The sequence below is a fragment of the Paenibacillus sp. SSG-1 genome, assembly GCF_002224835.1.
GTDB lineage: Bacteria > Bacillota > Bacilli > Paenibacillales > Paenibacillaceae > Paenibacillus_AQ > Paenibacillus_AQ favisporus.
This window is the reverse complement of sequence record NZ_MBRK01000001.1, coordinates 6,130,541-6,145,100: the sequence shown is the minus strand read 5'-3', so window position 1 is coordinate 6,145,100 and position 14,560 is coordinate 6,130,541. Positions and strand designations below refer to the sequence as shown.

12 protein-coding genes are annotated in these 14,560 nt (G+C 54.6%); 7 read left to right on the top strand and 5 right to left on the bottom strand.

All coding sequences use genetic code 11. The features are described from left to right. The first annotated feature begins 134 nt into the window (after positions 1 to 134). From vanG to vanT, 3 genes are read left to right on the top strand one after another with little or no spacing between them, the layout of a single operon-like run. Positions 135 to 1,196 carry a D-alanine--D-serine ligase VanG gene (gene vanG / locus BCV73_RS28010; protein WP_089549349.1) on the top strand — a complete coding sequence of 354 codons (1,062 nt, stop codon included), beginning with the start codon at positions 135 to 137 and terminating at the stop codon, positions 1,194 to 1,196. Next, the gene (locus tag BCV73_RS28005) at positions 1,193 to 2,017 is read left to right on the top strand and encodes a D-alanyl-D-alanine carboxypeptidase family protein (protein WP_256993031.1); all 825 of its coding nucleotides are present in this window, start codon (positions 1,193 to 1,195) and stop codon (positions 2,015 to 2,017) included. Before vanG ends, BCV73_RS28005 begins: the two co-directional genes overlap by 4 nt. 32 nt (positions 2,018 to 2,049) lie before the next feature. Next, entirely contained in the window at positions 2,050 to 3,225 is a 1,176-nt protein-coding gene (gene vanT, locus BCV73_RS28000; RefSeq protein ID WP_089550444.1) for a serine racemase VanT catalytic subunit, read from the top strand. 54 nt (positions 3,226 to 3,279) lie between these two features. Here vanT and BCV73_RS27995 read toward each other — a convergent pair whose 3' ends face one another. Together BCV73_RS27995 and BCV73_RS27990 are read right to left on the bottom strand one after the other, a co-directional pair. Continuing rightward, on the bottom strand, positions 3,280 to 3,654 hold the full coding sequence (locus tag BCV73_RS27995; RefSeq protein WP_089549348.1) for a hypothetical protein: 375 nt from the start codon (positions 3,652 to 3,654) through the stop codon (positions 3,280 to 3,282). 144 nt (positions 3,655 to 3,798) lie between these two features. Beyond that, complete coding sequence (locus BCV73_RS27990; protein WP_089549347.1) at positions 3,799 to 5,724, bottom strand: S-layer homology domain-containing protein; 1,926 nt, start codon at positions 5,722 to 5,724, stop codon at positions 3,799 to 3,801. Between the two features lie 371 nt (positions 5,725 to 6,095). Here BCV73_RS27990 and BCV73_RS27985 point away from each other — a divergent pair, with 371 nt between their 5' ends. After that, a complete protein-coding gene (locus BCV73_RS27985; RefSeq protein ID WP_089549346.1) occupies positions 6,096 to 7,487 on the top strand; it encodes an MATE family efflux transporter in 1,392 nt (463 codons plus the stop codon). A gap of 111 nt (positions 7,488 to 7,598) precedes the next feature. Here the strand turns inward: BCV73_RS27985 and BCV73_RS27980 are convergent, their stop codons facing one another. From BCV73_RS27980 to BCV73_RS27970, 3 genes are all read right to left on the bottom strand, one after another. Then, positions 7,599 to 8,363, bottom strand: coding sequence for a DeoR/GlpR family DNA-binding transcription regulator (locus BCV73_RS27980; protein ID WP_089549345.1), 765 nt, complete (start codon positions 8,361 to 8,363; stop codon positions 7,599 to 7,601). Between the two features lie 186 nt (positions 8,364 to 8,549). Beyond that, positions 8,550 to 9,488, bottom strand: coding sequence for an NADP-dependent oxidoreductase (locus tag BCV73_RS27975; protein WP_089549344.1), 939 nt, complete (start codon positions 9,486 to 9,488; stop codon positions 8,550 to 8,552). A 19-nt stretch (positions 9,489 to 9,507) separates the two neighbouring features. Continuing rightward, positions 9,508 to 10,890 (bottom strand): MFS transporter, encoded by a 1,383-nt coding sequence (locus BCV73_RS27970; protein ID WP_089549343.1) that lies wholly within the window; start codon positions 10,888 to 10,890, stop codon positions 9,508 to 9,510. Positions 10,891 to 11,064: 174 nt separating this feature from the next. On the opposite strand from BCV73_RS27970, the gene BCV73_RS27965 reads away from it, so the two are divergent. The 3 genes from BCV73_RS27965 (at position 11,065) to BCV73_RS27955 (ending at position 14,521) form a co-directional block, all read left to right on the top strand. Then, a complete protein-coding gene (locus tag BCV73_RS27965; protein ID WP_343220217.1) occupies positions 11,065 to 11,943 on the top strand; it encodes a LysR family transcriptional regulator in 879 nt (292 codons plus the stop codon). Positions 11,944 to 12,159: 216 nt separating this feature from the next. Beyond that, complete coding sequence (locus BCV73_RS27960; RefSeq protein WP_089550443.1) at positions 12,160 to 12,909, top strand: ABC transporter ATP-binding protein; 750 nt, start codon at positions 12,160 to 12,162, stop codon at positions 12,907 to 12,909. Then, positions 12,902 to 14,521, top strand: coding sequence for an ABC transporter permease subunit (locus BCV73_RS27955; RefSeq protein ID WP_089549341.1), 1,620 nt, complete (start codon positions 12,902 to 12,904; stop codon positions 14,519 to 14,521). The genes BCV73_RS27960 and BCV73_RS27955 overlap by 8 nt, the downstream gene beginning before the upstream one ends. The last annotated feature ends 39 nt before the right edge of the window (positions 14,522 to 14,560 follow it).

The window sequence follows — 14,560 nt, the reverse complement described above, 5'->3', positions numbered from 1 at the left end:
TAATCTTTCTTTAGATTTCCTTTAATATTAATTTCTGTTTGCTTAACATCCTCTCCCTATAATCAAAAGCATCTTAGGTTCACGCTCAGGCGCTCACGCGGAGTGGGCACCGGACCGGAAATGGGGAGAAAGAGATGCAGAAAAAAACGATCGCCGTGCTGTTCGGCGGCTGCTCAACGGAATATGAAGTCTCGCTGCAATCGGCGGCTTCCGTCATAGATCATTTGGACAAGGCTAAATATGAGCTGGTGCTCATCGGCATTACCCGGGAGGGAGCCTGGCTGAGGTACCACGGAGATCCGGAGGAGATCCGCAGGGACCGCTGGCATCAGCATCCGGGTTGCATCCCCGCGTTTCTGCCACCAAGCAGGGAAACGGGCGGAATCGTGGAGCTGGTCGGGACGGAATACCGATTGACGCCGGTGGACGTCGTATTCCCGGTTCTTCACGGCAAAAATGGGGAAGACGGCACACTGCAGGGGCTGCTGGAGCTGTCGGGCATTCCTTTTGTCGGCTGCGGCACACTGTCTTCTGCCCTTTGTATGGACAAGGAGGTTGCCAGCAAGCTGGTCAAAGCAGCCGGAGTGGAAGTGGCGGGTTCGGTCACGGTCCTCGCAGGAGACGACTTGTATGCGGCCGCCAAATCGGCTGAGACGCTGGGCTATCCCGTCTACGTCAAACCGGCCAAGTCCGGTTCCTCTTTCGGTATTACGAAGGCGTACGACAGGCTGGCGCTGATGGACGGCATCCGTGAGGCGCTGCAGCATGACGACAAAGTGGTGGTCGAACAGAACATTGCCGGATTTGAAGTGGGCTGCGCGGTCCTGGGTCATCGGGAGCCGTTCATCGGAGAAATCGACGAGATCGAGCTGCAGGGCGAGTTTTTTGACTATACGGAAAAATACCAGCTGATTTCGTCTAAGATCCATCTGCCTGCCCGGATTTCGGAAGAAACGGCGAACCGGGTCAAAGAGACCGCGCGCCGCATCTACCGGACGCTTGGCTGCCGCGGCCTGGCCCGGGTGGACATGTTCATTACCGAAGGGGAGCGGATCGTATTCAATGAGGTGAACACGATGCCCGGCTTCACGGCCGCCAGCCGCTATCCGAACATGATGCGGGCCAGCCACCTGCCGTACCCGGATCTGATGGACCGGCTGATCCAGCTGGCCGAAGCGATGGAGGTGATCCGATGATCGGGGTTGTAGGCACGGAAGGCCGCGTGATTCACATCCAGCCGAGCATGGTGTACCGCGGACACCTGGTCCTCATTAACAGCGAGCATCCGCTCCGCCAGGTGCCTTATTCCAAGAGCCTCGCTCCCGTGGAATCACTCGCTCATGGCAGCACTCATGAGCGGGTGATGCGTCTGGAACGCAGCTGCCTGCAGCAGCTGGAGGCGCTGCTGGACGCCTGCGGGGGCCGGGGAAGCATCGGAGTGGTCAGCGGCTACCGCACCGCGATGGAGCAGCAGCGCATCTACGACCGGTCGCTGGTGGAGAACGGGGAGATTTTTACTGCGAGTTACGTGGCTCGTCCCGGAGAAAGCGAACACCAGACCGGACTGGCGGCCGATGTGGGCGATAAGCATACGGGGGTCGACTATTTATGCCCTTCGTTTCCGGAGGGTGGCGTTTATGCCTCTTTCCGGAAGCTGGCAGCGGAGCATGGCTTCATCCAGCGTTACAAGCAGGGCAAAGAGCATCTGACGCACATTGCCTGTGAGCCTTGGCATTTTCGCTATGTGGGGGTGCCGCATGCCATCATCATGGAGCAGTATGGGATGTGCCTGGAGGAATACACGGACTACTTGAAGCAGTTCACCCTAGATGGTCCGCATCTGTTCAAAAAGGTGAAGGAACATCTTGTGGAGATGTACTATGTTCCTGTTCATGAAGAAGAGCAGGTGCTGACGATTAAGGTCCGCCCCGAAACGAGGGTGGAGTGCTCAGGGAACAATGTGGACGGCTGCATCATCACCGTCTTCCATGATTTGCGGAAGGGGCTGGTGGGTTGAGGGCGCATCGTCTTCGGGCAGAAACGTTCCCTGTGAGATGGGGATACTCGCTTAGTTCTCCAGGCGAAAAGAGAGAAGCCCGGCCTTCCTTATCCCACCGGGCGTGGGCGGAAATCAGCCTGGATCACTTGCGGCATAACGCCGCAGAGCTTCAGCGGCTCCTCCCTTCCGGGTGCCGCCTGATGGCGGTGGTTAAAGCTAATGCATACGGACACGGTATTACGGAGATCGCGGGGCATTTGAACCGTTCGGGGATGGATAGCTTCGCTGTGGCGGAAATCGGGGAAGGGATCCTTTTGCGGGAACAAGGCATCCAGGGGGAGATTCTAATCCTTGGCTACACCGATCCAGAGAGGGCCGCCGATTTAGCCAGGTACCATCTGACGCAGACGATGGTAAGTTTGGAATACGGGCAGGCCTTGGAGGCGCTCGGTATCGACCTGGAGGTACATGTCAAAATCGATACCGGCATGAACCGGCTCGGCGTGCCCCACCAGGATACGATGTCGATTTTGCGGTGCTATGACTTTGTCAATCTTCGGGTGACGGGCATGTTCAGTCATTTGTCCATGTCGGACGGACTTGGACCGGAGGAGACCGAATTTACGCGCCGGCAGATCGCTCACTTTGATGGTGTGGTCGCGCAAATCAAGGAAGCCGGCATCGATCCAGGCCTTGTGCATCTTCAGAGCAGCTACGGCATGCTGAATTACCCTGAGCTGCGCTATGACCGGGCCCGGCCGGGGATCGCGCTGTACGGCCTGCTCAGCCAGGAGGGCGACGCCGTGCGGTGCCAGGCCGAATTGCGGCCTGTGCTGGCGCTCAAGGCGACCGTGACGCAGGTGAAGGAGGTGCAGGCCGGCCAGCCGGTCGGCTACGGACGCCGCTTCGTTCCGGAACGCGATATCCGGATCGCCACGGTGTCCATCGGCTATGCCGACGGCGTTCCAAGGATGCTGTCGGACGGGGGTGGACAAGTCCTGATCCGCGGGCAGCGGGCCTCCATCATCGGCAGCATCTGCATGGATCAGCTGACCGTCGACGTCACTGGTGTCGACGACGTAATGCTAGGGGACACCGTCACGCTGATCGGCCAAGATGGCGATGAGCAGATCACCGCCGGCGAGATGGCCGCACGCTGCCATACGGTCACCAACGAAATCGTGAGCCGGATCGGCAGCCGGGTGCAGCGCATATTTGTTGAATAGCCGCTGGGGACAGCGGCTTTCTTGCGTTTATAGCTGTGGTCGGGGTTACCGCCGTTACTTCGTTGTATTTCGGCGTTTGAACTCTTTTATGATGAAGTTTTTTGCGGAGACGATCAGCATTTCAGGGATGAGAACGCACCCGATATATAGCAGGATGATGAACGGAAGGGAGGCCGTGAAAATAGCGAAGGTTTGTTCTTCCTTTGGTGCTCTGATGACCAACCATAGAGGAATTGCGATCACCCAGGTGAATAGGTTGGATATCAGCAGATAGGTCAGGTTTTCCCACAGTAAGCTAAATAGAATCAAAACGGCAATAGGGATCGCCCACGAATCCAACTGCTGATCCAGATTTAAAAAGCAGAAGAAGGCCATGGGATAGATCAGAGTAAGAACGATTTGGCTGGCTTTTATTCGACTCCGTTTCATTTGGCTCTCCTTTCTTTTCCGTGACTAAAAAAACCCACCGCCTTGTGAATGAACCTCCACGGTTAGTTGATGCCTAACAACGAGAGAATAGTTCAATGCAGACGGTGGTTCTTTACATGTTAGACTATTTTTAAGCGCAGAACCCTAGGATTGCTGATCGTCCATCAGGCGAAGCAGCAGGACAATGGCCTCGGCTCGAGACGTCCGTGCCGCGGCCGCAAAGTTCCGGCCGTCGCGGCCCACGGTCAGGCTACGCTCCTCCAGGGCGGCCGCTGCGGGCTTCGCCCACGCCGGGATCAGAGCGTCATCGTTATACGAGGTGCGCCCCGCGGCTTCTTGCGCCAGGCCAAGTGCCTTGGCGGTCATGACAGCCATCTCCGCACGGGATATGGGTGCCCAGGGCCGGAATTGTCCGTCCGGATATCCGGCGGTCACGCCCGATTGGTACGCGGCATTTACAGCATCAACGGCCCAGAACCCGATCGAGCCCTCATCGGTAAACCGGTGCGGAGGGTTATCCTGACGAGGCTGCAAATTCAGCGTATGCACCAGCATGACGGTGAATTCTGCCCGCGAAACCGGCATGTTCGGCTCAAACGTACCGTCCGGGTAGCCGCGGACCAGCCCCAGCTTCACCGCCCGGAGGATATCCGCTCTGGCCCAGTGGCCGGCGATATCGCTGAACGGATCCGGTTCAGGCGTCGGCTCCGGCTCCGGGTCCGGCTCGGCAGGAGGCTTCGGCTCGGCAGGAGGCTTCGGCTCCTGAACCGGCTGGGCAGGCGTAGTAGAAGGCCAACTGCTCGAGGAGCCGGATCCTCCGCCAGGCTTGCTGGCGGTTACGGCACTTCCCTTCAGCGGCAGGCTTTCGTTGCCGGCTGCATCCAGGGCGGTGACGCTGAACGTATAGGCGGTATCGGCAGCCAGCCCGGCAACGTCATACGCATAGACGCTGCTGCTGACCGTCACTGCGTCGCCTGAACCGGACGCGACACGGTATGATGCTACGCCGGTGACGTCCGTTGCCGCCGGCCAGTTCAGGGTCAGGCTTCCTGACGTGACGCCGGAAAAGGTCAAGCGGCTATCGGCCGGCCAGGCGGGAGCCGTGCAGTCGGCCGGATGGGATGCTTCCACTGAATACAGACCTGTCGTCCCATCCTGTGCCGTGACGATCAAGGAAACCTCCGTCGTGAGGGGGCTTAGCGAGACACGAGTCTCCTGTCCGCTTACCGCCAGACTGCCGTTGATCGTCATGGTTGCTTTCGAATCCGCCACCGTGGCTTTCAACGTCACTTCTGAAACGCCGCAGGGCACCGACAATTTGTAAGCCGAGGCGGCAGGATCAAATTCCGGGCTCAACTGCCCCGCCGAAAAAGTCAAACTGCTCAAATTAGCATTATTACTCAATGGTTGTTCTTGGATCGTAATGTTGACTTTAGCTTCCGTGGAGACCAGGCCTGCATTGGTCTTAGCTCTCCATGTGAATGAAGCCGTGCCTATGAAATCGGATGCAGGGACAAATCTCAAATTCCCCAAATCGGAAGCATCAATTTCTTCAGCCTCGACCACGTCTTTCGGGGTGTCCCCGTCTGTAAGCTCCAGTTTCCCCATAGCAGGATCGGGCAGTGAGGAAATCCGCACGCTGTTCAAAGTGTCTTCTCCGCTCCCGCTAATGTGGCCTGCAAACATGTTTTCAGTAAACGCTAGAACCGAATTCTTCGTGGTCGCCAAATCAAAATCGGTCGCCTGGAGAGAGGACCTAAGCACCAAATGGATCGTGGATTCCTTCTGAATGTTATAATCCGCGAGCGTCCGGCCGTCCTCAAGCTGCTTTCCAGCAAAAATCAGGCGCTGCTGGTCGGGTGGAATGCCCTCCTTATCCTGGATCTTCTGTTTAACCTGCTCTATTGAATCCGACGGTTCAACGTTCAGCGTAATGGTTTTTCCGGTCAGCGTTTTAATGAAAATGATCATGCCACTTTCCAGAAAGGCCCGCTGCGGAAAGGCCAGCGTAAGCAGCATGATCAGGGCAAGACACGCTGCAACAATGCCCGGCCTTATTTTTCTTGCCATCGATGAATCCTCCATCCCTATTCGTTTGAAAACTCCATTGTATTCGCTGCAGACCAACAAAATCCCTTTTAAACGGACCGGAATAAACCATATTTTCATACCGTTGAAAAAACACAGAAATTAACCGTTGACAGGGGCCACCCCCGGTGATAACCTCAACCAGAGGAAAAAAGCCAACCTGCTATACGATATGTAAGATTGATTAACGCGGCAGACCTTTGAGGAGCCGTTTTTTCAAGACGTTATGTCCTTTGTGGACCCCTAGATCCGCATACCTGGCAAGCCGACTCTTCTTTCCGAAGGGTTTTTTCATTTTATAAAAACGTGGGCATACTGCCAGATGCCTAATCCGACAAAAAGAAAGTGATCCCTTGTATCAGCTAAAGTTTAGGGCGAACACCGAGCGCCTGCTAGACAAACATCTTACCGGTGAATCGATCGATTACCGGCAGATTATTTCCCTGTTCATTCCGATTCTGATCGACCAGGCGTTTATTATTTCGCTGAACATGGTCAACGCTGCCATGATCAGTTCGGCCGGAGTCGCCGCCATCAGTGCCGTCAATATGGTCGACTCGCTCAATATTTTCCTGGTCAGCGTCTTTATCGCCATGTCGACGGGCGGAACGGTCGTCGTCGCGCAGTATAAGGGCAGCGGCAACGACCTTATGGTTTCCAAAGCGGCGTCAAGCACCGTCTCCGCCTGCGCGATCCTGGCGCTGGCTCTCAGTCTGATCCTGGTCTTGTTCCACCAGCCGCTGCTCAGCGTGCTGTTCGGAGCGGCTTCGCCGGAAGTCATGGACAATGCCAAAGTATATCTGCTCGGAGGCGGCGTGTCTTTTGTGGGGATCGCCATTACTGAAGCGGTGTGCGGGGCGCTGCGCGGGATCGGCAAATCGAGGGCTTCGCTCATGCTGTCCCTGTTCATGAACCTGACCTACGTCGCGCTGAATTTGGTGTTTATTAACCTGCTGCACATGGGCGTGCTTGGCATGACGATCGCGATCAACATTGCCCGGTACCTGGCGGCCGCCTGCGCGCTGTACTTTCTGGTGAAAAGGGACACCGATCTGCATTTCCAGCTCCGGTCCATCGTTCAGGTGAACCTGAAGATGCTCCGCAAAATCTTTTCCATCGGCATCCCGTTTGCAGCGGAGCAGATGTTCTTTAACGGCGGTAAAATGCTGACCCAGATCTTCATCGTCGGCCTTGGCACATATGCCATCGCCACCAATGCGATCAGCGGGTCGCTGGCAGGCGTCTCCCAAATTCCGGCGAACGCGCTCTCGCTCACGCTGGTGACGGTAGTGGGGCAGTGCATCGGACGGAGAAACGTGGAGGACGCGCGCAAGTTCACCAAGACGTTCCTGTGGCTGGCGTCCTTCTCCTTCGTGCTGACGGGTGTGATCATGATGGCCTTGTTCCATCCGCTCGTCAGCCTGTTCCACCCGCCGAAAGAGATCGTCGGGGACATCTTCACGGTCCTGCTCATCAACCTGATCGCGCAAGTACCGCTTTGGGCTATCAGCTTTATTATGCCGTCGGCGCTGCGGGCCGCCGGGGACTCCAAGTTCACCTCGCTGGTCTCCATGCTGTCGATGTGGCTGTTCCGGGTCATCCTGGGCTATGTGCTCGGCATTGTGCTGCATTGGGGAATCGTCGGCGTCTGGCTGGCGATGAACTGTGAGTGGGGCGTGCGCGGCACCGTCTTCCTGCTGCGTTTCATGGGCAAGAAGTGGTATCAGCACCGCTTGATCGATTGAATATATACGATATCCATTCCGAATTTTACGATAAAAAAAGGACTTTCCCCGGCTTGCCAGCCGATCAGGGAAAGTCCTTTTGCGTTAGGCGGTTGCTCTGTTATTCGGCCGCTATTCGTCCGCAATAATAAGCTTCGTCTGCGTCTTTTTAAATTTGGCGGCATAACTGCGGTCCACCAGGTTGTCTGTCACGATCGCATCGATTTTGTCCAGCGGCGCGATCGCAATGGTGACATCCCGGCCGAATTTGCTGCTGTCGGCGGCGACAAAAACCTCTTTGGACAGCTCGATCATCTTTTTGCGCGTGGTCGCTTCCTCCAGGTTGTAGTCGGAAATTCCCCGTTCGGTTGTGATGCCGCTGCAGCAAATAAACGCCTTGAGGACGTTCAGTTCATGAAAGTTGAAAATATACTCAAACGTTACGACCGACTGCTCGTCCTTACGGATTTTTCCCCCGATGATCATCAGCTCGATGTCGGTGTTCATCAGCTCGGTAATGACCGGGATGGAGTTGGTAATGACCGTCAGCTTCTTCTTGTCCTTGATGTATTTGGCAATATGGTATGTCGTCGAGCCGCTGTCGATGTAAATACAATCCCCGTCCTGAATGTATTCGCTGCATTTCCGGGCGATGGTTTCCTTCTCCTCCAGCCGGTCGATCATGCGCTCATCCATGGAAGGCTCGCCATACTTGGGCTCGGCCAGCTTGATGCCGCCATAGATTTTGACGATTTTCCCCTGATTGGCCAGCACATTGATGTCCCTGCGCAGCGTGTCCACGGAGATGTCCAGTTCTTCGGTCAGCTCGTTCATCTTCAGCACCTTGCGGACGTTCAGCAGATCGATGATTTTCTTTTGTCGCTCTAATGGCAGCATGTTTTTCACCTGTATTTATGACGTGGAAGCTTCGATATTCAAGTTAAGTCAATACCAGTGTACTGATTACACCTTGCAACTTCAATACCGTTTATACCTTGGAGCCACAGGTTTCTGTTGAGCATCTTGCCCGAAACTGCATGGTCTTGCTTCAGCTAAAAAGGGCCGTTGCCGGCCCTTCTGAATTCAATCCGCGACCCGAAGCACGATTCGTCCCCGTCCATGGCCGGTTTGGCATAGCTCGTGAGCTTGCCTGATCTCATGCAGTGGAAATTCCCTTCCGACCGGTGCCTTTATTTGTCCGTCTGCGATCAGCTGTCCTATTTGCTGGAAAACGGTATCGGGTGCGAGCTCATTGCTGAACCGCGCAGTAATGCCCAATTGCTGAGCCCGCTCCGTGGAGGGGACGTCTACAAGCGAGAGCAAGGTTCCCCCGCGTTTCACGATGGACCAGGAGCGCTCCAGCGTGTCACTGCCAACCCCGTCCAGAACCAAGTCCACGTCGTGCACTCTGTCCTCAAATCGGGTTGTTCGATAATCGATGACGGTGTCGGCACCCAGCGATTTGACGTAATCAATGTGGTCCCCCGAACATGTGCCGATGACTTCGGCGCCTTTCCATTTGGCCAATTGAACGGCATACGACCCGACCCCTCCGGCCGCCGCATGAACCAGAACACGCTGGCCTGGCTGCAAATGGCCATGAGCGAACAGCGCCATCCATGCCGTGGTAGCACCTCCTGAGATGGTGGCTGCTTCGCGGAAGGAGAGATTTGGCGGCAAGCTTGCGAGGGTATCCACCGTTGTTGTGACGAACTCCGCGCATGCGCCTTGACTGGCTCTGCCGAATACCGCCTGACCTTTCCGAAATTTCGATACACGGGAACCGACATCGGCGACGACTCCCGCTACAGCTGAGCCCGAGATGAAAGGAAGCTGCAGCGGGACATGCTCCTTCATCAGTCCTTGACGATACGCCCAATCCACAGGCAGTACGCCGACGGCATGCACGCGAATTAAAACTTCCTCCGGTTTAGGAACCGGTACAGGCAGTTGTTCCAATTTCAGCTCCTCTGGTCCTCCATATTGGTGAATGCGGACAGCTTGCATCAGGTTTGAAGTCATCTTTCCATCTCCTTCGAAATCATTTTTGTGTGCTGGATATTGAGGATCCAACGGTTTTACGGGCTCGCACCAGCATAGAATAAAGCGCGACAACCACGAGCAGGACGGTGAACAGCAGGGAAAACGCGTTGCTGTAGCTCATCGCTTGCTCGTGAAAGAGCAGTGGATTCAGCTGAGCGGGAGCTCCCCAATCAAGTACTTTACCAATCAAAGAAGTAGAGACGGCTCCGATGATGAATGTCATCATGGTAAGAAAGCCCATCCCGATACCCATATGCTCCTGTGACAAAGTGAGGGAAACGCTGTTTGACGTAGCTACCTGGATAAAGGTCTGCCCCGTGCTGGCTAGAATCAGGAAGATCCATATATAGGCGGGCGGCATCCCGGGGAATACGGACAAGATACCAAAGGAAACCAAGAGCGGAGCTGCAGCCAGATAGAAGAGAAAGCCATTTCCCCTTTCATCGGCGAGTTTCCCGCCTGTTCTTCCCAGCAAAGCGGATGCCATGGCTCCCGGAAACATAACAAAACCAATGAATGCGGGAGATATATGGCTTATGTTCGTGAGCAGCTGCGGCATAATGAAAGGCATTCCGGAACTCAGGCTTGCCGCTAACAAAGCAATCCCTACGCCCAGGACATAACGCCGATTATGAAACAAGGCGGGCTGAACAAACGGCTCCTCTGCGGACCGGATGCGAAGGATGAATAGAGCAAAGAAGACGAAGCCGGTACCAAAGAACAGCCATGAACTATAAGTAATAGCAAGAAGTATTAACGCAATGGTACCTGCAAGCAGAAATCCGCCGATCCAATCCAGCTTGCTCCCTGTCCGCTCCGGTTCTTCCTGCAAATATTTGCGGAATACAGGCAGAACCAGCAGGATGAACAAAGAAAAACAAAAAAGCATACGCCAATGAAGCATACCTGTCACCAGACTAGCCGCTATAGGGCTAATGGCCGTCCCAAGAGCCAGCCCGCTTACCATCGTGCCAATGGCCCGGCCTCTGTTTTCCGGAGGGAAATATTTGGCCGGTATAATCATGGATACGGCGGGGATCACCGCTCCTCCGGCAGCCTGCAGCATCCGTCCAGCCACCATCATCCCGTAATGCTGTGCCGACAGCCCTAAGAGCGAGCCCGTGACCATAAGGATGAAGCCGAAAGTCAGCAAATCCTTCAGCCGGAAACGGTCTGCCAATTTACCGTAGGTCACTGAACCGATCGCATACATGATTCCATAGCCCGTGGTCATCCAGCTCACCTGTGAAGCCGTCAGCATAAATTCCTCGCGAATGGATGTGAGCACCACGTTAAAAATCGTTGCGTTCATGACCGATATGATCAAGGTGAAATACATGATATGAAGCAGCTTATTGGCCGCATCCTTTTGACCCTCCATCTCCGTAAGTCCCCTTTCCTTTGCGTTCCATCGTGAAGATGGAGATTCATCCACATTATAAAGTTGATAAATGACCGTTAAAAATATAAATTGGTCATAAGTTCATAACTCTAAAGATATAAACTTGATTCGGTCCATCAGAATGGAAGGGTGGAATCCATGGAATTATTGCAATTGAAGTATTTTCAAACCGTCGCCCGGCTGGAACACATGACGAAGGCAGCCGAGGAATTGCATATCGCCCAGCCAGCCCTCAGCAAAACGATCGCCCGGCTGGAGCAGGATATAGGAGTTCCGCTATTTGACCGCCACAAACAAAAAATCCGCCTCAATTCGTATGGCAGACTGTTTTTGCAGCAGGTTGAGCCGGCCCTGACGATGCTGGAAGAGGGGAGACGCCAGGTTGCCGATCAGGCTGGCCTCGAGCAGGGACGTATTGTGTTGGCCACAACGAACCACAAGTGTGACGCGGAGTTTATCAGTTCATTTTTATCGGCGCACCCGAAGGTCAATCTTCGCCTTACCCAAACGACCTCGCACGAGGAGAAGATCGAGCTCCTTCTTGACGGCGAACTGGACTTTTGCATTACTTCACTGCCGATTGAACATGAGGAGATCGAAAGTATTGAATTTTTGCGGGAGGAGATTTTTCTGGCAGTACCCTCCGGGCATCCTTTATCGAATCGCACCCGTATCTGCTTAAGCGAGTTGGCCGGGGAACCCTTTATCGGTTTGGACAGGAAACACAGCTACCGGGTGTTAACCGATCAATTGTGTAAATCGGCGGGTTTTGAACCAAAGATTTCATGCGAGGTGGATGATACGACCGTCATGAGTGCTTTTGTCAAAGCGGGTATGGGGGTTGCCTTATTAACCGAGGCTGCGAAATTAAAAGAACCCTCCCTTGTTCTGCTTCCGATTGAACAGCCTGTGTGCCAGCGCACTTTTCTGTTGGCCTGGTCGAGACATCATTACCTATCCAAAGCGGCTCATACGTTTCGTGATTTCCTGATCCGCTATTATGCGGACTTCACAACAGAATTAGCACAGTAAGCCTTGGTCAAACGCCAAAGCGCCGAATCGGTACTCCAAAGTACTGGTTGGGCGCTTTTTTTACGTATATATGAGAAGCAATGAAGTCGATTTAGGATAAAGTTAGTCAAAATATATGAAAAACATATGCATAATTTACTTCGGTTTTACACAATGGACGATTTGGATTGACATTCGCTTTTTATACTGGGGTTGTGTTTATGGGAGGTGAGCCGTCTGCTCAAGCTGCAGCATATTCGTAAACAATTCGACGAAAAGGTAGTTTTGGAAGACATCAGTCTCGAGATCGGCACGGGCGAAATTGTATCGCTCCTCGGTCCGAGTGGAAGCGGGAAGACGACCCTTCTCGGCATTATTCTCGGGTTAACCGATATGGATCAAGGCAAGATCCTGTTTAATGGCAACGACATCAGCCGGGTGCCTATGAACAAGCGCGGATTCAATATCGTGTTTCAGGATTATGCCCTGTTCCCGAATTTGAACGCTTACGACAATATCGTATACGGGCTTCGCAACAAGAAGGGCATCAGCAAGGAGGAGGTTCAGGAAACGATCGATTTTCTGGAGCTCGGGCCCCATCTGAAAAAAAGAATCAGCGAGCTGTCCGGGGGCCAGAAGCAGCGGGTGGCTTTGGCCCGAACGCTGGTCACCAAACCGAAAATCCTGCTGCTGGACGAGCCGCTCAGCGCCCTCGACGGGGTGATCAAGGAATCGATCAAGCAGCGGATTCAATCGATCGCGCGGGAATTCAAGCTTACGACCATCATTGTGACCCACGATCCGGAAGAGGCGCTGACCCTGTCGGACAAAATTCTGATCATCAACCAGGGCCAAATCGCCCAATACGGCACGCCGCAGGACATCATCCAGCAGCCGGCGGATGCTTTCGTGGAACAGTTTATTATCCGGCAGCTGCAGATTAAACGGCAGAACATTTACCAGCTTTTTGGTGCGGCCCATGCATAAAGTCAAACCTGAAATGCGGGTGATCTTCATCCTGATCGTGCTGCTGTTCGCCGTGTTTCTGTTCATCCCGCTGGTGGTGCTGCTCATTCGCTCTTTGGAAAATGATCAGGGCTTTACGCTCACAAACTATACCGATGTGTGGAGAAACCGGGACCTGACCCGCTCCATTCTGAACAGCGTCAAAGTATCGGCGCTAACCGCACTCATCACGACGGTGCTCGGCTTTATTCTCGCTTATGGTATTCACTGTACCAACGTGTACCGGCCCATCAAGGGTGCAGTAAGAATGTTGGTCGCGCTCCCGATGCTCCTGCCCACGATTACCTACGGATTCGCCATCATGTACTCCTTCGGGAACCAGGGGCTGATCACCCGGATTACGGGACGGAACTGGTTTGAAATTTACGGATTCAACGGACTGCTGCTCGGCTATGTCATTTACACGCTGCCGCCGGCCTTTCTGTTGATCCACAATGCGTTCCGCTACGTGGACCGGAAGTTCATCATCGTCTCCAGGCTGATGGGGGACGGCACGCTGCGCAGCTTCAAAAATACGGTGCTGCGGCCGCTGGCGGGCGCGCTGGGCGGCGCGTTGATCCTGTCGTTTATTTTGAGCTTTACCGATTTCGGGATTCCGGCGTCGGTCGGCGGCACCTACGAGGTCGTTGCAGGGCAATTGTACCAGGTGATGCTCGGCTCCATTCCGGATTTCAACCAGGGGGCGGTCGTTGCGATCGTCATGCTGATCCCGGCGGTGTTTGGCATCTGGCTGCTGCAGGCGCTGGAGAAGCTCAATTTCCACGTCGATAAAATGGCCGATACGCCGCTGCCCAAGCACCGTGTACGGGATGCAGGCTTCGGAATCCTCTCCCTGTTGGTCGTGCTCGGCATGCTCTCTATCTTTGCGGTTATGTTTATCGCACCGTGGATGAATGGATATCCGTACGATCTCACGTTTACCTTCAAGCATGTGGCGAGTGTGCTGGAATCCGGAGATCTCACAGGGGTGTACAAGCATTCGCTGTGGGTTGCGCTGCTGACGTCCGTCTTCGGCACCCTGGCTGCTTATGCCGCAGCGCTGCTCAATGTGCGTACGAACCTGCGGTGGCGGGGAATCACGGATACCATTTCGATGATCACCAACACGGTGCCGGGCATGGTGCTGGGGATTTCGTACCTGCTGTTTCTGAACGGGAGCAGTCTGAAGGGGACGTTTACGATTCTCGTGCTGTGCAACATCGTCCATCTGTTCACGACGCCATACCTGATGGCCAAAAACGCCCTTTCCCGGATGAACCCTTCCTGGGAAACGACCGGGGAACTGCTTGGAGACAGCTGGCTGCGGACCGTCCGGCGGGTGGTGCTGCCGAATTCGGCCGCCACGGTGATCGAAATGTTCGGGTACTTCTTCGTCAACGCGATGGTGACGATCAGCGGAATCATCTTTCTGGTATCGGCGCAGACGTCGGTGGTGGCGAGCAAAATCAAGGAACTGCAGCATTTTGCCAAGTTTAATGAAATTTTCGTGCTGTCCATGCTGATCTTCGCAACCAACCTGATGATCAAGGTGCTGTGCGAAGTACTGCAGAGAAGGAGGGCGGTGCGGCGGTGAGCCTGGGGGTTGACCTTCGCCTAGCGGGATTAACTGCTG